The organism is Alistipes montrealensis (assembly GCF_018362775.1).
In the GTDB taxonomy this organism is placed as follows: Bacteria; Bacteroidota; Bacteroidia; order Bacteroidales; family Rikenellaceae; genus Alistipes; species Alistipes montrealensis.
This window is the reverse complement of record NZ_JAGYXY010000001.1, coordinates 319,048-342,907: the sequence shown is the minus strand read 5'-3', so window position 1 is coordinate 342,907 and position 23,860 is coordinate 319,048. Positions and strand designations below refer to the sequence as shown.

The window sequence follows — 23,860 nt, the reverse complement described above, 5'->3', positions numbered from 1 at the left end:
TCGGTCTATTTCCCACATGCCCAGCGACATCGGGAAACGGCGCGAAAAATTACCTGCGGAACACCTGTTTTTTCCGAAAAAAACGATAACTTGCCGCCATGAAGGAGACGGTGCTCGAAAAACTCAAGGTGCTGGCCGAGTCGGCCAAATACGATGTTTCGTGCGCTTCGAGCGGTGTGACGCGCAAGCATCGTGCGGGCGACGTGGGCAGCACGGCGGGGTGGGGCATCTGCCACACCTTCACGGCCGACGGACGCTGTGTCTCGCTGCTGAAAATCATGCTCACCAATGTTTGCATTTACGACTGCGCCTATTGCATCAACCGACGCAGCAACGACATTCCGCGCGCGGCTTTCACTCCCGGCGAACTGACCGAGCTGACTATCGAGTTCTACCGCCGCAACTACATCGAAGGGCTGTTTCTCTCGTCGGGCGTCGTCCGTGATCCCGACTATACGATGGAGCGCATGGTTCGCGTCGCACGCGATCTGCGTACGCTCCACCGCTTTAACGGATACATTCACCTGAAGAGCATTCCCGGCGCCAGCCGCGAGTTGGTGGCCGAAGCCGGACGTTATGCCGACCGTCTGAGCGTCAACATCGAGATCCCGACCGAACGCAACCTGCAACTGCTCGCCCCCGACAAGAATTACGAAAGCATCTACCGCCCGATGAGCTACATCCAGCAGGGGGTGCTCCAGAGCGCCGAGGAGCGCACGCGGTTCCGCCATGCACCCCGTTTCGCCCCGGCAGGGCAAAGCACGCAGATGATCGTGGGAGCTACGGATGAAACCGACCGCGACATCCTGCAACTTTCGTCGGCGCTTTATGACCGGCCGACGATGAAACGGGTTTACTATTCGGGCTTCATCCCCGTAAATCCCTACGACAAACGGCTGCCGGCGCTCGATAAAGCGCCCCTCGTGCGGGAGAACCGACTCTATCAGGCCGACTGGCTGATGCGTTTCTACGGGTTTCGGGCCGACGAAATTGCCAACGAGCAAACACCCCGCCTTGACCTGGATATCGACCCCAAACTGGCCTGGGCCCTGCGGAATCCCGCGTTTTTTCCGGTCGACGTGAACCGTGCGGAGTACGAAGCCCTGCTGCGCGTGCCGGGCATCGGGGTCAAGTCGGCTCGTCTGATCGTCACCTCGCGCCGTTACCGTGCGCTGACGCAGCAGTCGCTGCGGCAGATCGGCGTGGTGATGAAGAAGGCGCAGTATTTCATCTGCTGCCGTGAACTGACCATGGGGCAGGGCGTGAATGAACTCCGTCCGGAGCAGGTGCGCCGCCTGCTGACCGCTCCGCAGCGGCGGAAGACGGATAATAACGAGGGGCAACTAACCCTTTTCTGACGGCGATGCTGGTTTTCCGATACGATAAATCTTTCGACGGGCTTCTGTCGGCCCTCTTCGACGCCTATTCGCTGCGGGCGTTTCCCGAAGCGCTGATCGGTCCCGGGGAGCCCGAGCCGCTCTTCACGGAGCGTGTCCACGAGGTTGTGACCGACGAGGCGCATGCCGCCCGCGTCTGGCGCGGACTGGAACGCCGGCTGATCGCCCGCACCCGTTCGATGATCGTCTATGCCTGGCACGGGGAGCAGCCGCAGAGCGATCTGTTGCTGCTGCGCTGCCTGCGCCGTGTTTTCGACGAGGGCGGGGGTGTGATGGCCGACCAGGCCGACCCCGCTATGAAATCCCTCTATCAGCTGGCGCTCAAGGTCTCCCACGAGCGGGAGCGCCTCAAGCAGTTCGTCCGCCTCCAGAAAGCTGCCGACGGCACTTATTTCGCTGCCGTCACGCCCGAGCATAACGCCCTGCCGCTGGGACTGGACTATTTTACCGACCGGTTTGCCGACCAGCGGTGGCTTATCTACGACCGGCGGCGCGACTACGGCTACTATTACGACGGCCGTACGGCGCGGCGCGTCACATTGGAGGACGACCGGGGAATGATCGCCGACAAACTCGCCGACGAATGGCTCGCCGAAGACGAACGGCAGTTCCAGCTCCTGTGGAAAAACTATTTCCGGGCGCTGGCCATTCCCCAGCGGATCAACGAGCGCCAGCAGCGCCGCATGATGCCCCGCCGTTACTGGAAGCACCTGACCGAGATGGAGTGACCCGCAGGCGTGTCAGAGGATATTTTTGCAGATGACGCCGTTTTCAGAATTTGCGAATCCATAAACAGTACGGTTGTAAATCAGATATGCAGGTCGAACAGTTTGGCGATTCCCGTCATGACGATCTGAACGCCTACGCAGAAGGTAAAGAAGGCGACCATCTTGTTGATGACGATGCTGCCACTGTTGCCGATTTTACGGATAATGCGTTCTCCCTGCGATAGGAACAGATAGAGTATCAGGCACATCAGCACGATAACCAGTGCGATGATCGCATAGGAGAGCAGCCCCCGCGCCCAGCCATCTTTCAGGCTGACCGAGGCCATCAGCGTCAGGATGACCGAGACGCTGCCCGGCCCGATGCTGATCGGGAAGGTGATCGGGTAGAAGATTTGTGCTTCGATGGCGGTTTTGTGCATCGGGTTGATGTCCTTGCCCTCGGTGGGTTTCACCGCGGAGTCCGAATCGCCGAGCCATTGCAGGGCTGTGCGACAGATGAGCACTCCTCCGCCCAGTTGGATGATTGGGAGCGAAAGCCCGAAGAGCATCAGCACGAAATGCCCGACGGCCAGGCTGCCTATCCCGACGAGCAGGTAGTCGATGATGATTTTGCGGATGATCGACTTCCGGTCCGCGTCGCTCAGTCCCGACAGCAGTCCGTTGACCAGGAAACCGGCTCCCACCGGATTCGCGACCGGGAACAGCGCCATGAAAGCGGATATGAACGTGAAAAGAAATCCTTCTTTTAACATCTCGGGGTTCGGAACTTTGTATTGCCGACAGAGGTCAACAATAACTATTCCAAACCCTTTGGGCGTCTCGGGTCAACAACAACAGCGGTCCGGATCAGCGGAAGAGGCTGACGAGCAGCATCACGTTGAGGACGGTCACCACCGCGCCGATGCCATAAAGCAGGTACTTCGTGAAACGGGAGTTTTTGTACTTGCCCATCACGCGCTCCGAGGAGGTCAGGTGCACTTGCAGGAATACGGTGAAAGGCAACTGGATGCTGAGGAGCATCTGCGAGTAGATCAGTCCTTTGAACGGGTCGCTGATCAGGAGGATGACGAGGAACGCCGCGACGAGCGAAATCATCACGCCCGTGCGCGAGTGGTTGTCCTTGATGTCGTAGGGTTCGCGGAAAATGCCCGCGAAGATCGAACCTGCGGCCATGCCCGATGTGATTGTCGACGAGATGCCCGCGAACAGCAGGGCGATGGCGAAGATGTTCGTGGCACTCGGACCCAGGAGCGGCGTCAGGAGCGAATCGGCCTGCTGCAACTCTTCCACAGGCGTTTTCGACGCGAAAAAGGTTGCTGCGGCCAGCAGGATCATCGCGCTGTTGATCGCCCAGCCGACCAGCATCGAAAAGATCGTGTCGGCATATTCGTAGCGCAACTGTTTGCGGATAACCGCGTCGTCGCTCAGATTCCATTGGCGGCTCTGGATCACTTCCGAATGGAGGAACAGGTTGTGCGGCATGACCACCGCGCCCAGAACGCTCATGATGATGACCATCGAGCCGTTCGGAAACGAGGGCGTCACCCAGGCGCGGGCCGCCTCCGGCCAGTCGATCGTCACGAGCGACAGTTCGTAAATAAACGACAATCCGATGATCGAAACGAACGCGATGATCCATTTCTCGATCAGGCGGTAACTGTTCGTAAAGAGCATGATGAGGACGAACACGAGGACCAGCAGTGCGCCGATGCGCACCGGAACCCCGAACAGCATTTGCAGGGCGATGGCTCCGCCGAGGATTTCGGCCAGCGAGGTGGAGATCGACGCCAGGACGGCCGACCCCAGCAACGGCCGCGACCATGCGGGTTTGAGGTGGACCGCCGCCGCTTCCGAGAGACAGAGTCCCGTGGCGATGCCCAGATGGGCGACGTTGTGTTGCAGGACGATCAGCATGACGGTCGAAAGCGTCACCATCCACAGCAGCGAATAGCCGTATTCGGCGCCCGCTGCGAGGTTCGAAGCCCAGTTGCCGGGGTCGATGAATCCCACCGTTACGAGCAGTCCGGGGCCGATGTATTTGAATATTTCCAGACCGCCCATCCGGGGCTTGTGGTCCGGGCCGAAATGACGTGACCAGAATGACATAAGTGTGTATTTTCGTTTCAGGCAGTTCCTGGGTTGGATGAAATAAACCCTGCAAACGGTTGATTTGCAGGGTTCTGTATTTTGTCTGTCGACTTTTGCGGAGAGGACGAGATTCGAACTCGTGGTACAGGTTGCCCCGTACGTCGGTTTAGCAAACCGGTGGTTTCAGCCACTCACCCACCTCTCCGGGCACTCCTTACGGCTGTTAACTCCGAAAGGGTGTGCAAATATAGAATCTTTTTAGGGAAATACAAAGAAATGCGGTCAAAATTTGTATTTTTGCATAAATCCGTGGGCCTCGATTTGAAACGTATCCATTGCATATTATATATGGCGTGCTGCTTTGCCGCCGTATCCGCCGTAGCGCAGCCCGCGCCGGGGAACCGCTTTGTGCGGCCGCTCGGCGAGGTCCTGCGGGATGTGGGGGAGCGTTTCGGCGTGCGTATTGCCTGTAAGCGCTTCGATCCCGATACGATGCAGATCGTTTACGCCGATTTCCGGGTGCGACCCTATTCGCTTCCGGAGACCTTGGACGGCCTGCTGCATCCGTTAGATCTGGTATGGAGCGGTGCAGGGAAGATCACCGTGCAGCCTTACGAATATTACCGCCGTACGCCTGCCGACGGCGAAAAACTGCTGGCCTGGCTTTTGGAACAGTATGCCGACCGTACGGCGTGGGAACAGCGTCGGAAGGCCCTGCTCGAAGGTGTGCGCGAGGCCTTGGACCTCGGCCCGTTCCTCCGGGGACTGGTGGCAGTTCCGGATGTCGTGCTGGGCCCGGAGGTTTATCATGACGGCTATACGACCCGGAATTATGCTCTTGAAACCCTTCCGGGGCTTTATGTCTGCGGAACGGTCTATGCGCCCTTCGGGCCGCCGCTTCCGGGCGGGCGGATGATTTCCCGGGGCCGGAGGCCGCATGCTCCGGTACGCCGTCCCCTGATCGTTTCGCCTTCGGGTCATTGGGCGGGCGGGCGCTACCGCGCCGACCAGCAGATGCGCATGGCTACATTTGCCCGCATGGGGGCTGTGGCGGTCGATATGGACATCTTCGGCTGGGGCGAATCGGAACGACAGGTCGGGCGCGAGGCGCATGAGGCCGCTTATTCGATGCAGGTGCAGGCGCTGTGGGCGAAAGCCGTAACCGACTGGATCGTGGCTTCGCGCCGCGACATCGACACCGCACGCATGGCCGCGACGGGCGGTTCGGGCGGGGCTACGCATGCTTTGCTGCTGGCTGTGACCGACGGACGGTTCGCCGCTCTGGCGCCCGTGGTCCATCTGGTATCGCATTTTGACGGAGGATGCCCCTGCGAGAGCGGCCGTCCGGTGACGCTGGCCGCCGGAGGCAGTTGCATGCCGGAAATTCTGGCTGCGGCGATGGCTCCCCGTCCTGTGTTGGCCGTCAGCGACGGCGGCGACTGGACGGCGACCTATCCGGTGTTGGAATATCCTTTCCTGCGGCGAATCTGGGATTTTTATGATGCCGGCGGGCAGGTCCGTAACGTCCACTTTCCGGATGGACGGCATGATTACGGCGTGGACAAACGCCGTGCGGTCTATGCTTTTTTTGCCGAGACTTTGGGCCTCGACGCCTCACAGGCCGATGAGGCCCGTGTCGAACTCCTGCCCGAAGCGGCATTGCGGGCTTTTTCGGGCGAATTGCCTGCAACGGCCCTCCGGAGCCGCACACAACTGGAACAAATCATCGAAAAACTGAAATAGCCATGAAACGGATTCTTTTGCTGATGCTGGCCCTCGGCGCGGTTTGCAGCCTGAGCGCCAAAACCCAGAAATGCCTTTACCACGTTACGGTTACAGGCAGCCGTCCCGAATGTCCGGTCGTAATCCGGGATGTACCCCAATGGGCCCAGAGCGCCGTCGTGTCGCTCGGCGGCGTTCACCAGATTCCCTCGCAGCTGGACAGGGAACTGGGCGAACTGGTCTTTGTCTCGACGATCTCGGGCAGCCAGAATTTCCAGGTAACTTACTCTTCGAACCCGGACAAACGGGTTTTCAAAGACCGCGTGCATGCCCAGATGTGGCTTAAAAATCCCGACAAAACCCTGCGTGCCGTCGACAGTGTCGCTTCGGACAAAAACGACATGTACCACAAACTGCACCACCACGGCCCGGCCTTCGAGTCGGAATACGCCGCTTACCGCATCTATTTCGACAACAAGCAGACCATCGATACCTATGGCAAGAAGCGTCCGCGGCTCGAACTGGCCGAGACGATGTGGTATCCTTCGGACGAGCAGTTGGCCCGGGGCTACGGCCACGATAACCTGCGCGTCTTCGGTTCGGTGGGCGTGGGTACGCTCAAAGGCTGGGATGCCGAAAAGAAAAAAATGATCCATATCACCGATTTCAAACGCCGCGAGGCCCGTATCCTGGTCAACGGACCGATCCGCACGGTGGTCGAAATGCGGGTCGAAGGGTGGCGCTACGGCGGCCGGGAGATCACGATGACTTCGCGCTACATCCTCTATGCCGGACATGGCGACGTGCAGGTCGAAAACCGCATCGAGGGTGATTTCAAGGGGTTGGTTTTCACGACCGGCGTGATGAAGATGGCCGAGAACAAAGTGTATAAGGACGACAATGTGATTGCCGCCTTCGGGCGCGATTTTCCCGAGAACGACACCGTGAAATGGGAGCGCGAGAACGTCGGGCTGGCCGTCGCCGTGCCGCGGAAACAGATCGCCTCGCAGACCGACGACAAGACCAGTTATCTTTTCCAGCTTACGCCCGATGCCCGCGGACGGATCGACTACGTGTTTGAAATGATCTGGCGCAAGAGCGAATGGCTGAAAGACCGCAGCGATACCGAACGCGTCGTGGGGCTGATGGAGTCGGTGCGTTCGGCCCAGACTCCGGTCATTGTTTCGCGGATGGAGTAGATTTGAAAAAAAGTACATCGTTTGCGTCAAAAAATCCCTGTCCGATAGGCTGAGGCAGTTTACTTTTGTATACCTGAAATTTTGAAAATTTTACGTATACGAATAAATTACCTCTCTTATGAACCTCAGACAAGTGACGATTTGTGTGGCGGCGGTCCTGGCAACGACCGCAGGATGCCGTGCACACGCCCCGGGCTCCTCTGCTCCGGCCTGCAACCTCCCCTTCGAGATGCCGCAGGTCGCGCGGCCTGCGATTCCTGCACACTCGGTCAGCGTCGCCGATTTCGGCGGTACGGGCGACGGCTATACGCTCAATACGGCGGCTTTCGCCGATGCCATTGCCGCCCTGACGGCGAAAGGCGGCGGTCGCGTGGTCGTTCCCGAAGGCGTCTGGTATACCGGCCCCATCGTGCTGAAAGACAATATCGAGCTGCATCTCGAACAGAATGCCGTCATCGTTTTCAGCAGCGACAAATCGCTTTACCCGCTCGTGGAGACCACTTTCGAAGGTCTCAATACGCTGCGCTGCCAGTCTCCGCTTTCGGCCCGGGGCGTAAAGAACGTGGCCGTTACGGGCCGTGGCGTGATCGACGGCAACGGCGATGCCTGGCGCGCCGTGAAGCAGGACAAGGTCAATCCCCGCCAGTGGAAGGACCTGGTCAAGAGCGGCGGTATCCTCTCCGACGATGGAAAAACATGGTATCCTTCCGAAAGCTATAAGTTCGGGGCCACGTCGGGAGCCGACCAGAACGTTTCGACCTGGGCGAAGACGCGTGCCGATTTCGAACGCATGCACGATTTCCTGCGGCCGGTGATGGTTGCCATCCACCATTGTGAAAATGTATTGCTGGAGGGCGTCACTTTTCAGAATTCCCCCTGTTGGAATATTCATCCGGCAATGTGCACCAATCTGATCGTGAACGATATAACCGTCCGTTGTCCCGATTATGCGCAGAACAGCGACGGCATCGACATCGAGTCGTGCCGTAATGTCGTGCTGACCGATTCGCGTTTCGACGTGGGTGACGACGGCATCTGTATCAAGAGCGGTAAGGACCAGGCGGGGCGTGATCGCGGGATTCCGTGTGAGAATATCCTCGTCGACAACTGCATCGTTTTTCATGGCCACGGCGGATTCGTCGTCGGCAGCGAGATGTCGGGCGGGGTCAGGAACGTCAAGGTTTCGAACTGCGTCTTTTCGGGAACCGACGTAGGACTGCGTTTCAAATCCGCGCGCGGACGCGGCGGGGTGGTCGAAAACATCTGGATCGAGGACATCGCCATGAACAACATCCTGCAGGAACCGCTGCTGTTCGATCTTTTCTACGGAGGTAAATCGGCCTCCGAGGCGCTTGCCGAGGGTGGGGATGCCGAAGTTACGGACATCGCCCCGAAACCCGTCGACGAAACCACGCCGGCTTTCCGGGATATTCATATTAAGAACGTGTGGTGTCGCGGCGCACGGCGCGCCATGTATTTCAACGGGCTTCCGGAGATGAACGTCGAGCGTGTCACGGTGGAAAATACCCGGATTTACGCCACGACGGGTGCGCAGATCAACGAGTCTTCGGATGTCGTGCTGCGCAACGTGAAGATCATTCCTGAGCAGGGGCCTGCGCTGATGCTCAACAACGTCCGGAACCTTTCGGCCGAGGATTTCGTTTGTCCCGAGGGTCTGGAGCGCGCATTTGTCGTAACGGGAAGCCGCAACCGCTCGATCGAGGTCTCCTCGCCGCAGATCACCGGGGCCAACACCTCGTTATCGAAGGGCGCCTCCCGGTATGTCGCAATCAAATAAACAAGCCATGATAATGATTCGTAATAATTTCTTTTTGCTGTTCGGGATCCTGGCCCTTGTCGTCGCTTGCGGCGATGACTCTACGGAGGCGGCTCCCGACGTGAAAACCCTTCCCGTGCCCGATGTCGTTGTAGCGGTTTCGAACCAGACGGCCACCGTACGCTGGAGCATCTCCGAGGCCGTCGAGGCCGTGCGCTTCACTTTCGAACTTTATGCCGGCGACGCTGCCGCGCCCTTGCAGTCGGCTACGACGCGCCTCGGGTCGCAGCGCTTCGAAATGGAGTCGGGCGTTGCCTATCGTTTCCGCGTTCATGCCACCGCGCCTATCGGTTCGGTGGAGTGGCAGGACTCGGAATTTTCCGATTTCGTGGTTTTTTCGGGCGACATGCTCGGAACTCCTGCCGCGCGGCTCGTCGAGAAATCGGACAATGCTGCGACGCTCTCCTGGACGACGGTTGTCGGAGCCGAGAACTATGCGTATGAACTCTACGAAGGGGATGCCGAAACCGCACTGCGGAGCGGCGAGACGCCCCGGACGACCGTCGCCCTTACGGAACTTTCGGCCAATACCACCTATCGTTTCCGCGTGAAGGCCGTGGCTGGCGAGGACGGCGACGATTCGTCCTATTCCGAAGCGGTCGCCTTTACGACCGACCGTGCGCCCGTCGATCCGGGTGTGGACCTGGGGCTTCCCCTGGCTAACGAGAACGACGGCGTGCTGCGTGCTTTCCCCGGCGCCGAGGGCGGCGGCATGTATACGACCGGAGGCCGCGGCGGAAAGATTTACCACGTGACCAACCTCAATAATTCGGGCGCGGGCTCGTTCCGTGCCGCCGCCGAAGCGTCGGGCAAACGCATCATCGTCTTCGACGTGGCAGGTACGATCGAGTTGCTCAGCGACCTGCGCATCAAAAACGGAAACCTGACCGTTGCCGGTCAGACCGCTCCCGGCGACGGCATCTGCGTGAGCGGCGGAACGGTCGTGATCGATGCCGACAATGTGATCGTCCGTTATGTGCGTTTCCGCCTGGGCGACCTGAACAAGGGCGGCAATCTTTCCGACGGATCGGACACCATCTGGGGCCGTTACCATTCGAATATCATCCTCGACCATTGCTCGATGTCGTGGTCGATCGACGAGTGTGCGTCGTTCTATGCCAATCAGAATTTCACGATGCAGTGGTGTCTCTTGACCGAGAGCCTGCGTAAGTCGGCGCACGGCAAGGGCGAGCACGGCTACGGCGGCATCTGGGGCGGCAAGAACGCTTCGTTCCATCACAACATGCTGGCCAACCACGACAGCCGCAACGCCCGCATCGACCATCCGGGGATTTACGGGAACTACCTCGCGACGCATCGCGGCAATGTCGATTACCGGAACAACGTGATCTACAACTGGGGCAGCAATTCGACCTACGGCGGCGAGGACGGCTCGTTCAATATCGTGAACAACTATTACAAACCGGGTCCGGCTTCGAAGGAGAAGAAGTATTTCGTCGACGCTTACTGGCATAACTCCGATTCGAATGTGGGTTCGGCTTATCCCCGGCTCTATATGTCCGGGAACTACCATGCCGGAAGCTATGCGTCGGCAATCAACGCTGACAACTGGGCGGGCGTTTATTTCCATCCGCAGGGCAACGATCCCTCGACCACGGCCGGGCGTCTTTCCGCGCCGCTCCCGATCAAGGCGGGCGACGTGACGGTCTGCTATACCACGACGCATACGGCCGCCGAGGCTTTCGAGTCGGTGGTGACTTATGCCGGAGCCTCGCTCAGCCGCGATGCCGTCGACAAACGGGCCGAGACCGACGCCCGCAGCGGCAAAGCGACATTCCCGGACGGCGGCAACGGCTCGACGGGCGGTTTGATCGACTCGCAGAGCGCCGTGGGCGGCTGGCCCGAACTCAAGGCGACCTCCGACCAGATCGCGCGCGCTTCGGTCGACACCGACGGCGACGGCATTCCCGACTACTATGAGACCCTGCTCGGTCTCGATCCGAAAGACGCTTCCGATGCCGCAGCTACGACGCTCGACCCGCAGAAGGTCTATTCCAATATCGAAGTTTACTTCCATTATTTGGTCAAGGAGATCGCAGCCTCGCAGGTGAAGGGCGGTTCCTATACTGCCTTGCAATAAGTTGACCCGATTCGGCGGGAGGTTGCGCAGCCTCCCGCCCTGTCGTTTAAACCGATGCTTGAGATGAAAAGAGTTCTCCTGTTGATACTATGTATACTGTCGTCTGCATTTGTTTGCGGGCAGACTCTGCGTGTCTACCTCGTCGGCGACTCGACGTGCGCCACCAAGGACCTTGCGAAGCAGAATCCCGAGCGGGGCTGGGGACACATGTTCCAACCGCTGTTCGACGCGTCGGTTGGGGTGGAGAACCACGCTGCGAACGGACGTTCGACCAAATCGTTCCGCGACGAAGGGCGCTGGGCGGCCGTTTATGACAAATTGCAGCCGGGCGATTACGTCTTTATCCAGTTCGGGCACAACGACCAGAAGCAGAACGATTCGACCCGCTACGCCTCTTCGGAGCAGTATGCCGAAAACCTGCGCCGCTATGTGTGCGAGACGCGTGAAAAGGGGGGTATCCCGGTGTTGCTGACGCCCATTGTCCGGCGCCGTTTTACCGACGGCGTGCTCGTCGACACCCACGGACTTTACGCCGCCGCCGTGCGTCGTGTGGCCGCTGAGGAGCGTGCGCCGCTGATTGACGCCGGGCGGTTGACCCGCGCGTGGGTTTCGTCGCTGGGTGACGAGCGCTCGAAGGCGTATTACATGTGGGTCGACCCCGGGACTAATCCACGCTGGCCCGACGGCCGTACGGATAACACCCACCTCAATGTGCGCGGAGCGCGCGCCGTGGCGCGGATGATTGCCGGGCAGCTTCCGGAGGCGGTTCCGGAACTGGGCCGACGCCTCGTCGACGCCGACTTCGTGGTTGCGCAGGACGGTTCGGGCGACTTTTTCACGCTGGCCGAGGCTGTGGCGGCCGTTCCCGATTTCTGCCGCGATACGACCCGTATTACGGTCTGCGGAGGTGTCTACCGGGAGAAAATCTCCATCTCTGCGTCCAAACGCAACGTCGTTCTGGAAGGGCGCGGCGACGTGACGGTCACGTGGGACGACTACGCCGCGAGAGTCGGCGCAACCGGGCATCCGCTGGGTACTTCCGGCTCTTCGACCGTCTATTTTGGCGGCGACGGCTGGACGGTGCGCAACCTGACGTTCGAAAATGCCGCCGGACCGGTGGGGCAGGCCGTTGCCGTGCAGTGCCTCGGGACCGGCCTGCATTTCATCGGCTGCCGCTTTTTGGGTAACCAGGATACGCTCTACCTCTACGGCGCGGGCAACCGCGACGGGCAGACCGTCACGGAGAATGCGCATATCCGCTTCGACGACTGCTATGTCGAGGGGACGACCGACTTCATTTTCGGTTCGGCCGCGGCCCTGTTCCGCCGCTGCGAAATCCGCTCGAAGGCCGATTCCTACGTGACGGCTGCCTCGACCTGCCGCGGGCAGCCGTGCGGGCTGATTTTCGTGGAGTGCCGCCTGACCGCCGCCGAGGGAGTTACGCGCTGCTGGCTGGGCCGTCCGTGGCGCGATTATGCGCAGACCGTTTTTGTTGAGTGCTATTTGGGAGCGCACATTGTTCCCGAAGGGTGGCACGACTGGTCCAGACCGCAGGCCCGGCGGACTGCATTTTATGCTGAATATCACTCCGAAGGTCCCGGAGCCGCACCCCGGAGCCGTGTCGGGTGGTCGCGGCAACTGACCGGAAAAGAAGCCCGGCAGGCGCTTGAGGCCTTTGAAAAATAGACTTTGGAATCCGATTTTTTTGTATATTTACTGCGATCGGAATTGTTAATAACCATGAAACGACTGCTACTGACTCTATTGCTGCTCGCCCTCGCCGTTCCGGGATTTTCCCGAACGTCGCCCCCGCAGTGTATTTTCCAGACCTACTCCACGCTGGACGGGATGACGCACGACCGTATCGCCGACATCTACACCGATTCGCGCGGTTTCGTGTGGGTCTGCACGTGGTACGGCGTCAGTCGTTTCGACGGATATACCTTCAAGAATTTCAGCACCACGCCGGGCGATTTTTCGCCCCTCTCGCACCACCGCTTCGTCGCGGTGAGCGAAGATTCGAACGGCCACCTCTGGTTTACGACCTACAACCTCCACGTCTACCGCCTGAACCGCTATACGGAGCAGTTCGAAGACGTGGTGTCGCTCATCGACGGCGTCGATTCGAAGCATTACCGCATGACGCACTGCCTGCACGACAGCAATGGCGGTACGTGGGTCGCCATCGCGGGGCTGGGCGTAGCCCGCTTCACCGATGCGGCCGATGCTTCCTCCGTGCGCGTCGATGCCTTTTTCGACGCTCCGGTGCTGGGCGGCGACGTTGCGGCGATGTATGTCGACGACCGCGACGGTGTCTGGATCGGCGCTGATGACGGGCAGTTGAACTACATTGCCGCGGGGATTGCCGCGGCCCGTACGCTCTGCGAAACCGCGGCCCCGGCCTTTGCCTTTACGGCCGATGCCGAATCTGTCTACTGCGCCACCCCCGGCGAGGTGATCCGCGTCGGGAAACAGGACGGCAGGGTCGACCGCCTGCCGGGCGGTGCGGCTCCGCTGACGGCCCTTGTCGCCGACACGGTGCGGCGTACGGTCTACGCCGGCAGCCGTTCGGGCGAACTCTTCCGTGTCAGTGGCGACCGTCTCGCGCGGCTCGATCCCAAAGGGGCGCGCCCGCACCGCATCCGCAATCTTGCGGCCGACTCCCACGGCATCGTGTGGGTGACCTCGGCCGAGACGGGCATCACGCGTTACAATCCCTCGACGGACGACTACAAGCATTTTGAGCAGGAGCCTTACACGGTCTCCTACAACGTCGACACGATCACCAAGATCGCCGAAGGCGGCGGCCTGCTGTGGGTTAAGATGAATAACTGGGGCTTCGGTTATTACGACCGCGAGCGCGATACGGTGGAACCCTTTTACAACGATCCCAAGCAGCCGAACTGCCAGATGACCAATGCCGTCGTGCGCTTCGACGTGCATGACGACGTGCTGTGGCTCTCGACCTACAACGAGCGCGGCCTGCGCAAGGCGGTGTTGCTGCGCCAGCCCGCCGAGGTGTTCACGCTCGACTCGAAATCCCCGGACCCGCTTTCGGGCGAAATCCGCGCCTTGATGACCGACAACCGGGGGCGGATGTGGGTCGGTACGCGCGACGGCGACCTGATCGCTTTCGACGGGGCGAACAAACCCGTCTATACGCTTCCGGCGCAGGGCCGGCGTGGGACCGGAATGATTTACGCCCTGAAGGAGGACTCTTCGGGCAATATCTGGGTCGGGACCAAGGGCGAAGGACTTTACCGTCTGACGCCCGAGGGCAGCGGTTATCGAGTCTCGCATTTCGCACACTCCGACACGGACGCCTATTCGCTCAGCGACGACCAGATTTACTGTGTCGAGGAGGATGGCGCGGGCCGTATCTGGGTGGCGACCTACGGCGGGGGCATCAACCTGCTGGAAGACCCTGCCGGAAGCCGCTTCATCCATGCCGGAAACATGATGGCGCACTATCCGCTCGACGAGGCGGGGCGCGTGCGGTGGCTGCTTTACGACCGTCCGGACCGGATGTTCGCCGCCACGGTCGACGGACTGCTGGTTTTCGATCCGGGGGCCAGCGCCAAACTGATGCACTTCCGGCTGATGCAGAAGATTCCGGGCGATGCGAAGTCGCTGGGCAACAACGATATCATCCACATGCTCAAGGACTCCGAAGGGCGCATCTGGCTGGCTACTTTCGGCGGCGGCCTGAACCGGATCGAAGGCTACGACGCCGACGGTGCGCCGTGGTTCCGGTGCTATGACAAATCCTCGGGGCTGGCCAGCAATATCTGCATGGCCCTGACCGAGGACAAGCAGGGCGATTTGTGGGTTTCGACCCACAATGCCGTGTCGCGGTTCGATCCCCGCCGCGAGATATTCTCGAATTATTACCTCTACGACAACATGCGCAATGCGGTTTTCAGCGAGGCTACGGCGCTCACCTCGCCCCGCGGCGATGTGTTTTTCGGCAGCGGCCGCCAGCTTTACCGCTTCAATCCCGACGAGGTTCGCGCTGCGAAGATCGACTACGACCTGCGTTTTACGGGCCTCGACGTGCGCAACGTTCCCGTCGTTGCAGGCCGTCGTTCGCCGCTCGCGGAGTCGGTGACCGAGGCCGACCGCATCGTGTTGCCTTATAATTTCTCGAATTTCCGCATGGAGTTCGCCTCCCTGAATTTCGCGATCCAGCACGTAGTGGGGTATATGTACAAACTCGAAGGCTACGACAAGGACTGGAATATTTCGGGAACGACCAACCGGGCGGCTTACTCCAACGTGCCGATCGGCGATTACAAGTTCCATGTCAAGGCGTTCGTCGGCAATGCCGATGCCGCCGACGAGGGAATTACGATCGGGGTCGAGGTGTTACCCCCCCCCTGGCTTACCTGGTGGGCTAAGACCCTCTACGTCCTGCTGGCGCTGGTTGTGACGGTCGTCGCTTTCCGCATTGCCGGTTCGGTCATGCGCATCCGCCGCGAAGCGAGTGTCGAGCAGAACATGACCGACCTCAAACTGCGTTTCTTTACCAATATTTCGCACGAACTGCGTACGCCGCTCACGCTGATTCTCGGCGGCATCGAGGATGTGAAGAAGCACGACTGCCTGACGCCGCGCGGCGAAAACAGCCTCACGCTGGCCCACCGCAACGCCAAACGCATGCTGACGCTGATCAACCAGTTGCTGGACTTCCGCAAGATCGTGAAGAACAAAATGGAGCTGAAAATCTCGCGCGTGGACCTCGTACCGCTGGTCGAGGACGCCCTCGACGATTTCCGCGAAATGGCCTCCGAGCGCAGGATCGAACTGCTGTTCACCGTCTCGCGCCGCTCGGTGCTGGTGTGGGTCGATATCGAACGCATGGAGAGCGTGGTTTATAACTTGTTATCCAACGCCTTGAAATTCACACCCAACGGCGGGCGAATTGAAGTAATACTTTCGCTGCGCGAAGAGGAGGAGTGCGTGACGCTCACGGTCCGCGACACGGGTATCGGCATCCCCAAGGACAAACAGGGGGTTATTTTCGAACGCTTCGCGCAGGCTTCGCGCGCCGTGGACAGCAATATGAAGGGCTCGGGTATCGGACTTTCGCTGTGCCGCGACATCGTGGCCCTGCACCACGGCGAAATTGTGGTCGACAGCCGCCCGGGCGAAGGCTCGGCCTTCACCGTGAGGCTTAAACTCGGCAACGCCCATTTCGGCATGGAGCAGATCGATTTCACCGGGGCGGGAACCCGGGAGGGCGAACGTCGCAACGACTATATGGTCAGCGACTTCACGCCTGTCGACAGCCAGCGCCGCGTCGATGTCCTGCCGCCGAAGGATGCGCAGAAAATCCTCTTGGTCGAGGATAACCGCGAGCTGCGCATCTTCATGTACAACAGCCTGATAGATACTTATTACGTCGTTGAGGCCGACGATGGCGTCGAGGCGCTCGAAAAGATCCGCAGCGAGATGCCCGACATCGTCATCACCGACCTGATGATGCCCCGCATGGACGGCATCGAGCTGATCGACAAGGTGCGCCACGACTTCACGATGAGCCATATTCCGATCGTGATGCTGACGGCACGGCACTCGCCCGACGACAGGGTGAAGGCCATGGAGTTCGGCGCCGACGGGTATATCACCAAGCCGTTCAGCATCGAACTGCTGCTGGCGCGCATCGACAACCTGCTGACCCAGCGGCGCAAACTCTTCGAGAAGTTCTCTTCGCAGTCGGCCCGGAACAAAGTCGTCGAACTGGCGGTCGAGGATGTCGTCGTCACGGACCGCGACGAGGAGTTTATGAAGAACGTGATGGCGTGGCTGGGCGAGAATATCGAAAATTCGGAACTCACGATCGACCAACTGGCTTCGCACCTCGGGCTGGGGCGTACGACGATGTACAACAAACTCAAGAGCCTCACGGGCAAGTCGCCCGTCGAACTGATCAAGGAGTACCGCATCACCAAATCGAAACTGCTGCTGCGCACGGGCCAGTTCTCCGTGTCGGAGGTGGCTTACAAGGTGGGGTTCTCCGATCCGGGCTATTTCAGCCGGTGTTTCCGCGACCAGTACCACATGTCGCCCGCCGAATACCTCAAGACCCATAACCTGAAACAAGACCAAGATACCAAGACCGCATGAAAAGACTCCTGATTTCTGCTGTGCTGTGTGCGCTCGCCGCCACGGTGGCCTGCAATCCGCACTCCCGCAAACCCCTCGCCGTCCGCATGGCCGCGAGCGAAATCGCCCGCAACCCTTCACCGACGAACCTCGACGGCATCCCCGCCGGAAAGGTGAAGTGGAACTATACGACCGGTCTCGAACTGCTCGCGATCGCGGATGCCGGAGAGATGTACGACCATCCCGAGTTTCAGGCCTATGCTGCGCGTTATTTCGACACCATCGTGCAACCCGACGGAAGTGTGCTGACCTACAAGCGGTCGAAATACAACCTCGACCACGTCTGCCCCGGCCGCGCGCTTTTCGAACTTTACGACCGGACGGGCGAGGCGCGCTATAAAATGGTGCTCGACACGCTTTACGCCCAGTTGCAGGGACAGCCCCGCAACCCCGACGGCGGGTTCTGGCACAAAGCGGTTTATCCCCGTCAGATGTGGCTCGACGGGCTTTACATGGCCGAGCCGTTTTATGCCGAGTATGCTGCCCGGAACTTCTCCGGGGCCGAATACGAAAAAGCTATCGACGATATCGTGAACCAGTTCGTCGTGGTGGCCGCGCATACCTACGATCCTGTCACGGGGCTTTACCGCCATGCCTACGACGATTCGCGCGAGATGTTTTGGTGCGACAAGGCCACGGGGCAGTCGGCGCATGCCTGGGGACGTGCGATGGGGTGGTATGCCATGGCCATCGTCGAGACGCTGCAATACCTCGGCGTCGACAATTCGACGCAGCCGATGGTCGAAATCCTGAACCATATTTACACCGTGCTGCCGAAATATGCCGACCCTGCGACCGGCATGTGGTATCAGGTGCTCGACCAGCCGGGCCGCGAGGGCAATTACCTCGAATCGACCGGGTCGGTGATGTTCGTTTACGCCATGCTCAAAGGGGTGCGGCTGGGTTACCTGCCTGCGGAGATGGAGCCGGAGGCACGGCGGCTTTACGAAAAATTCGTCGAACGTTTCGTGAAGGAGAATCCCGACGGCACGATCTCCCTGACCGACTGCTGTGCCGTGGCGGGTCTGGGCGGCAAGCAGATGCGCAGCGGCACGTTCGAATATTACATCTCCGAGCCGGTGATCGACAACGACTGCAAGGGCGTGGGGCCCTTCATCTGGGCGTCGATGGAATACGACCGGCTTAAAAAACCGGTGTCGGGAACAGCCGCAGACTGATTCGCTGCGGCTTGGCGAAGCCGGATTCAGGGCGCTCTGCGGAAAATTGTCTTCTGAAAAATCCTCCTGAAAGGGAGGATTTTTTGCCCCGCTTTTCCTTTCCCAGGGCCCTGGAGGGCCATTCGGGCCGGATTGACAAATTATCCATGAGAAGTGATAAAAATTACCAATCGAATCCTCCGGGGCAATTTATTTTTGTATAGGGAAATACCCCCCTTTTACGGAAAAGCGAAAACCTAATTATTAACCAAAACCTTTTATATGAAAAGCTTTACTCTAAAGTTCGCCCTGTTGTTCTTGCTGGGTGTGGGTCTGGCCTCCACGGCCGCGGCTCAGAAAATCGGAGGAGTCGTCAAGGATTCGGCGGGCAAACCGGTTATCGGAGCTTCGGTGATCGTAGACGGTACGACCTTGGGAGCAAGTTCGGGCGTCGACGGGCAATGGTCGCTCAATGTCCCCGATGCTTCGAAGAAGACGCTGGTGATCTCCTATATCGGGATGAAGACCCAGCGTATACCCATCGGCAATAAGACGCAGATCGACGTTAAGCTCGAAGACGAGTCGACGGCGATGGACGACGTGGTGGTCGTAGGTTACGCCACCGTGAAACGCCGCGATGTCGTGGGCTCGGTCGCCTCGGTCAACGCCGAGACGCTCCAGCAGATGCCCGTGGCTTCGGTCGCCGAGGCGATGACGGGCCGCATGGCCGGTGTGCAGGTGACGGCGACGGAGGGAGACCCCGACGCCGAAATCCGTATCCGCGTGCGCGGCGCCGGTTCGTTCTCGTCGGACGGCGCACCGCTCTACATCGTCGACGGCTTCCCCGTGGAGAGCATCAGCGACATCTCCTCGTCGGAAATCCAGTCGATCGACATCCTGAAGGACGCTTTCTCGACGGCGATCTACGGTTCGCGCGGCGCCAACGGCGTTGTGCTGATCACCACCAAAAGCGGCGAGAAGGGTAAAGTGAACGTAAACTATAATGTATACTGGGGTTTCAAGGATATCGCCCGCAAGAACCAGGTGCAGGCGCTCGACCCCTCGCAGTTCGCCAAGTGGCAGTATGAACTTGCCGCCATGCAGAACAAGGTTTCGGACAACTACGAACCCTATTTCGGATCGTTCTCCGACATCGACCTCTACGACGGAATCACCGGCAACAACTGGATGGACCAGCTCTTCGGCCGCACGGGTGAGCAGTTTAACCACAACCTGACGGTTTCGGGCGGAGGCGATAAATTCAAGTGGAACGCCACTTACGCGCGTCTGTACGACAAGGCGATCATGATCGGCTCGAATTACAGCCGCGACAACCTCGGCCTGAAAACGCAGTTCAAGGCCAACAAGCGCATTACGCTCGACTTCAACATCCGTTATTCGCGCATCAAGGTTCGCGGCGCGGGCGCCAACTCGCTCAACGACTCGGGGTCGCAGACTACGGGCCGCCTGAAGAACGCCATGCTCTATACGCCCATTCCGCTGAAGGCCCAGATCGAGGGCGGCGACGACCTGGAGGAGAACTCCTCCGATGCCGTGATGCCGACGGTCGCCGTTTCGGATTCGGACCGCAAGCGCGAGCGCACCAACTGGACCGCCAATGCGGGCTTTACGTGGGAGGTCGTCGACAACCTCAACCTGAAAGTAGAGGCCGGCCTGGAGGATTACCGCCAGGAGACCAACTCGTTCTACGGCGTGACGACCTACTATTCGAAGGTCGGCGGTTCGGGTTCGACCGTTCCGGGAACCCCTTCGACCAACTACAACGACGTGTCGCGCCGCCGCGTACGCAACACCAATACGCTGAACTACGATTTCAAGAAACTCATCAGCAACGACAACCACCACCTCAACGTGCTGCTCGGCCAGGAATACATCATCACCGAGCAGCGGACGTTCAATACATGGGTCGACGGACTGCCCGATTTCTACACCGCCGAGCAGGCGTGGACCTTCATGGGCTCGGCTTCGAACGCCAGTTCGTCGAACATGAACTATGCGGCCGACGACATTCTGCTTTCCTATTTCGGCCGCCTCAACTACGACTTCAAGGGCAAGTACATGCTTTCGGCTACGATGCGAGGCGACGGTTCGTCGAAGTTCTCGAAGGGCCAGAAGTGGGGTTATTTCCCCTCGGTGGCCGCTTCGTGGCGCATTTCCGACGAGTGGGGGCTGAAGGACCAGAAGTGGCTCGACAACCTCAAACTGCGTTACAGCTTCGGTACGGCGGGTAACAACAACATCCCGACCGGCATGGGCGGCCTGACGCAGCTCTACGAGGTCGGCACGGGCAGCAGCTTCATCTACGGCGATCCGGTTTACTGGACGCCCAACGGCAACGGCGCCAGCGAAAGCTACATGGCCAATGCCAACCTGACGTGGGAAACGACTTATTCGCACAACCTGGGTCTCGACTTCGGGTTCTGGCGCAACCGCCTCTCGGGATCGGTCGAAGTTTACCAAAATACCACCGAGGACATCCTGATGCGCTATCCGGTTTCCGGTTCGGGGTACAGCTTCCAGTATCGTAACGCCGGAACGATCCGCAACCGCGGCCTGGAGGTGTCGGTGGCCGCCGTGATCGTCGAAAAGGCGAAGTACGGGGTGAATTTCAATGCCAACATCGCGTTCAACCGCAGCCGCATCATGGACCTGGCCGGACTGGAGACCTATTCGCAGTCGTCGGGCTGGAACAACAACGTGACCGACTACTATGCCGTCCTGGGCGGCGCCATCGGCGACATCCGCGGCTACACGACGCTGGGCCGCTACGAGGTCGAAGATTTCGACCTCGACTACTACAACGAGACGGGCAAATGGAAGACCCTCGACGGATCGAACTGCGCCGGCGTGGTGGGCGACATGCGTCCCGGATCGCTCAAACTGCTCTGCGACGCCGACGGCAATCCCATCCAGGGCAAGATCGGTAACGTGCAGCCCAAGTTCACGGGCGGTTTCTCGCTCTCGGCCTATGCTTACGGTTTCGACGTGGCTGCCAACTTCACCTATTCCTACGGCAACAAGGTTTTCAATGCCAACAACGTTGAGTTCACCTCGTCGCAGAAATACACGGGCAAGGGCGTGATCCGCAACCTGTCGGATGCGATGGCCCTGGGCAGGCGCTGGACCAATGTCAACTGGGAGACCGGCGCCCTGATCACCGATCCCGAAGAGCTGGCTGCCGCCAATGCCGCGACGAGCATGTGGTCGCCCTACATGCCGCAGACGGTCGTTCACAGCTGGCTGCTGGAGGATGCTTCTTACCTGCGCCTTTCGTCGCTGACGGTGGGCTATACGCTCCCCGCAAGCTGGACGCGCAAGGTACGCATCAGCAAGGTGCGTCTCTATGCGACCGGAACCAACCTCTTCTGCTGGACGCCGTACAGCGGCTTCGATCCCGAGGTCGACACGCGCCGCGCGACGCCCATGACCCCCAACGTCGACTACTCGGCCTATCCGAAGAGCCGTTCGTGGGTTTTCGGTGCGAACATCAGCTTCTAACCTTTAACCGACAGAAAACAATTCAACGATGAAAAAGTTAATCTATATCCTTGCCTGCGCCGGCCTGCTGGCCGCCTCGTGCGGCGAAGACCTGCTGGATACCCGTTCGTCTTCCTCGTCCGATTCGGCGACCATGTTCTCGAACGAGACCTATGCCGAGGCGGCTATCATGAATATCTACCGCCAGTTCGGCGTCGATAAGTCCTATCGCAACCGCTGGCTGGTTTATTACGGAGTCAATACCGATACGGAGTGGTACGTCGGTGCGTCGCCTGACAAACCCACCGATACGAAGACGCTGATTTATACCTATAACCCTTCGTACGACGATGCGAACAGCCAACTCAACGAGAGCAACGGCCAGTTTGCGCTGGCTTACACCGCTATCGAGAATGCGAACCTCGCCATCGCGGGCCTGCGCAAGTACGGCAACGTCGAGAGCAATGCCGGGATGCGCTACCTGCTGGGTGAAGCATTGGTGCTGCGCGCGCTCTTCTACTACGACCTGATCAAGGCCTGGGGCGACGTTCCCGCGCGTTTCCAGCCGATCGGCGAAACGGGCGATGTTGTAAAGCCCAAGAGCGACCGCGACGTGATCTACCAGCAGATTATCGGCGACCTGGAAGAGGCTGTGAACTATGTTTACTGGCCCAACGAGTCCGGTAAGACGGGCCTGACGACCCGCGTTAACAAGGCTTTCGCCTACGGTCTGCTGGCCCGTGTGTGCCTCTCGGCCGCCGGGTATTCGCAGCGCCCCGACGAAGGGCAGATCGGCACGGGCAATGTCGGGCAGAACCGTCGCAGCAAACTCACCGAAAGCGGCCAGGTGTGGGGCGACAACGCCCTTTACAAAACGGCGCTCGGCGCCTGCAAGGAGGTCATTGCCAAGGAGAATGCCTGTGTAGGGCTGGAAGGTACTTTCGAGGAGATATGGCGCGACATGATGAAGCGCGAAGTCGCTGCCGGAGGCGAGACGCTTTTCGTGATTCCCTTCGCCGACAACCGCGGCCAGTGGATGAACAACTATGCCGTGAAACACTACACGGCGGATAAATACTGCGGCAAGGCCAATGCCGGCGGTACGATCGGCCCGGTTCCGACGTTCTTCTACGAGTTCGACAAGAACGACCGCCGCCGCGACATCTCGTGCGTTCCCTACCGCTGGAATTCCGGCAAGCAGGAGTTGGAGAACATTCAGAAATGGTACAGCGGCAAATACCGCTACGAATGGATGAACGAGGTCATCTCGGGCAACGACTGCGGCATCAAGCCGATCGTCATGCGCTATGCCGACGTGCTGCTGATGGCCGCCGAAGCCGCCAACGAACTCAACGACCTCGACTATGCCAAAGTGCAGTTGCGCAAGGTCCGCTACCGCGCTTTCAAATCCAACGATGCGGTCGACACCTACCTCGCTTCGATCGGTTCGAAGGACGCGATGTTCAAGGCCATCTACAGGGAGCGCATGCTCGAATTCAACTGCGAGCAGGTTCGCAAGCAGGACCTGATCCGCTGGGGGCTGCTCAAAGCGTCGCTCGACGACACGAAGGCTAAGATGAAGGCCATGCTCGACCATATGTCATACACGTCGGAGTTGACGGGCAAAACCTATGAATTCGACCTTATCGGCTCAAAGGTCTATTACAAGTATGCAGCCGACGGCGAGACGATCCAGCTTCACGGACTGGATGTCGGCGAGGCCGGCGATCCCGAGGGCACGGGCTGGACGCTCTTCACCTCGAAGAAGACCGACGGCACGACCGAGGAGGAGTATATCAAGAGCGGCACGACCGCCACGGCACGTATCGACATGATCTACCAGTACGATCCCGATGTGCACATGTTCTGGCCGATGTTCAAACAGTCGATCACGACCAACGGACAACTGGTCAACGACTATGGTTATCCGATGCAATAGCGCCCCGAATTGGAAACAAACAAGAAAAC

Annotated in this window: 13 protein-coding genes and 1 tRNA gene; 11 read left to right on the top strand and 3 right to left on the bottom strand. The window is 59.7% G+C overall.

The window, feature by feature from the left end:
- The first annotated feature begins 98 nt into the window (after positions 1–98).
- The gene (locus tag KG007_RS01385; RefSeq protein ID WP_213347054.1) at positions 99–1,358 is read left to right on the top strand and encodes a putative DNA modification/repair radical SAM protein; all 1,260 of its coding nucleotides are present in this window, start codon (positions 99–101) and stop codon (positions 1,356–1,358) included.
- A 5-nt stretch (positions 1,359–1,363) separates the two neighbouring features.
- Positions 1,364–2,125, top strand: coding sequence for a TIGR03915 family putative DNA repair protein (locus KG007_RS01380; RefSeq protein ID WP_213347053.1), 762 nt, complete (start codon positions 1,364–1,366; stop codon positions 2,123–2,125).
- 80 nt (positions 2,126–2,205) lie between these two features.
- Here the strand turns inward: KG007_RS01380 and KG007_RS01375 are convergent, their stop codons facing one another.
- The 3 genes from KG007_RS01375 to KG007_RS01365 form a co-directional block, all read right to left on the bottom strand.
- Complete coding sequence (locus KG007_RS01375) at positions 2,206–2,877, bottom strand: MarC family protein (protein WP_213347051.1); 672 nt, start codon at positions 2,875–2,877, stop codon at positions 2,206–2,208.
- A gap of 94 nt (positions 2,878–2,971) precedes the next feature.
- Entirely contained in the window at positions 2,972–4,231 is a 1,260-nt protein-coding gene (locus KG007_RS01370) for an Nramp family divalent metal transporter (protein ID WP_213347049.1), read from the bottom strand.
- 98 nt (positions 4,232–4,329) lie between these two features.
- A tRNA-Ser gene (locus KG007_RS01365) sits at positions 4,330–4,418 on the bottom strand.
- 116 nt (positions 4,419–4,534) lie between these two features.
- Between KG007_RS01365 and KG007_RS01360 the strand changes: the two genes are divergently transcribed.
- From KG007_RS01360 to KG007_RS01320, 9 genes are all read left to right on the top strand, one after another.
- Positions 4,535–5,956 (top strand): alpha/beta hydrolase family protein, encoded by a 1,422-nt coding sequence (locus KG007_RS01360; protein ID WP_213347047.1) that lies wholly within the window; start codon positions 4,535–4,537, stop codon positions 5,954–5,956.
- Between the two features lie 2 nt (positions 5,957–5,958).
- Entirely contained in the window at positions 5,959–7,134 is a 1,176-nt protein-coding gene (locus KG007_RS01355; RefSeq protein ID WP_213347045.1) for a DUF4861 family protein, read from the top strand.
- A 118-nt stretch (positions 7,135–7,252) separates the two neighbouring features.
- Positions 7,253–8,932, top strand: coding sequence for a glycoside hydrolase family 28 protein (locus KG007_RS01350; RefSeq protein ID WP_213347043.1), 1,680 nt, complete (start codon positions 7,253–7,255; stop codon positions 8,930–8,932).
- Between the two features lie 13 nt (positions 8,933–8,945).
- Positions 8,946–11,072, top strand: a complete 2,127-nt coding sequence (locus tag KG007_RS01345) for a fibronectin type III domain-containing protein (RefSeq protein WP_249413208.1) — start codon at positions 8,946–8,948, stop codon at positions 11,070–11,072.
- Positions 11,073–11,135: 63 nt separating this feature from the next.
- Positions 11,136–12,758 carry a pectinesterase family protein gene (locus KG007_RS01340; protein ID WP_213347041.1) on the top strand — a complete coding sequence of 541 codons (1,623 nt, stop codon included), beginning with the start codon at positions 11,136–11,138 and terminating at the stop codon, positions 12,756–12,758.
- A gap of 54 nt (positions 12,759–12,812) precedes the next feature.
- Complete coding sequence (locus KG007_RS01335) at positions 12,813–17,198, top strand: two-component regulator propeller domain-containing protein (RefSeq protein ID WP_213347039.1); 4,386 nt, start codon at positions 12,813–12,815, stop codon at positions 17,196–17,198.
- Positions 17,195–18,415 carry a glycoside hydrolase family 88/105 protein gene (locus tag KG007_RS01330; RefSeq protein ID WP_213347037.1) on the top strand — a complete coding sequence of 407 codons (1,221 nt, stop codon included), beginning with the start codon at positions 17,195–17,197 and terminating at the stop codon, positions 18,413–18,415. The genes KG007_RS01335 and KG007_RS01330 overlap by 4 nt, the downstream gene beginning before the upstream one ends.
- Before the next feature lie 261 nt (positions 18,416–18,676).
- Positions 18,677–21,913, top strand: a complete 3,237-nt coding sequence (locus tag KG007_RS01325) for a SusC/RagA family TonB-linked outer membrane protein (protein ID WP_213347035.1) — start codon at positions 18,677–18,679, stop codon at positions 21,911–21,913.
- 28 nt (positions 21,914–21,941) lie between these two features.
- Entirely contained in the window at positions 21,942–23,831 is a 1,890-nt protein-coding gene (locus tag KG007_RS01320; RefSeq protein ID WP_213347033.1) for a RagB/SusD family nutrient uptake outer membrane protein, read from the top strand.
- The last annotated feature ends 29 nt before the right edge of the window (positions 23,832–23,860 follow it).

What these genes read in the sequence shown, in the direction of transcription:
- KG007_RS01385 (WP_213347054.1), top strand. Translation starts at nt 99, where the DNA reads ATGAAGGAGACGGTGCTCGAAAAACTCAAGGTGCTGGCCGAGTCGGCC.
- KG007_RS01380 (WP_213347053.1), top strand. Translation starts at nt 1,364, where the DNA reads ATGCTGGTTTTCCGATACGATAAATCTTTCGACGGGCTTCTGTCGGCC.
- KG007_RS01375 (WP_213347051.1), bottom strand. Translation starts at nt 2,877, where the DNA reads ATGTTAAAAGAAGGATTTCTTTTCACGTTCATATCCGCTTTCATGGCG.
- KG007_RS01370 (WP_213347049.1), bottom strand. Translation starts at nt 4,231, where the DNA reads ATGTCATTCTGGTCACGTCATTTCGGCCCGGACCACAAGCCCCGGATG.
- KG007_RS01355 (WP_213347045.1), top strand. Translation starts at nt 5,959, where the DNA reads ATGAAACGGATTCTTTTGCTGATGCTGGCCCTCGGCGCGGTTTGCAGC.
- KG007_RS01350 (WP_213347043.1), top strand. Translation starts at nt 7,253, where the DNA reads ATGAACCTCAGACAAGTGACGATTTGTGTGGCGGCGGTCCTGGCAACG.
- KG007_RS01345 (WP_249413208.1), top strand. Translation starts at nt 8,946, where the DNA reads ATGATTCGTAATAATTTCTTTTTGCTGTTCGGGATCCTGGCCCTTGTC.
- KG007_RS01340 (WP_213347041.1), top strand. Translation starts at nt 11,136, where the DNA reads ATGAAAAGAGTTCTCCTGTTGATACTATGTATACTGTCGTCTGCATTT.
- KG007_RS01335 (WP_213347039.1), top strand. Translation starts at nt 12,813, where the DNA reads ATGAAACGACTGCTACTGACTCTATTGCTGCTCGCCCTCGCCGTTCCG.
- KG007_RS01330 (WP_213347037.1), top strand. Translation starts at nt 17,195, where the DNA reads ATGAAAAGACTCCTGATTTCTGCTGTGCTGTGTGCGCTCGCCGCCACG.
- KG007_RS01325 (WP_213347035.1), top strand. Translation starts at nt 18,677, where the DNA reads ATGAAAAGCTTTACTCTAAAGTTCGCCCTGTTGTTCTTGCTGGGTGTG.
- KG007_RS01320 (WP_213347033.1), top strand. Translation starts at nt 21,942, where the DNA reads ATGAAAAAGTTAATCTATATCCTTGCCTGCGCCGGCCTGCTGGCCGCC.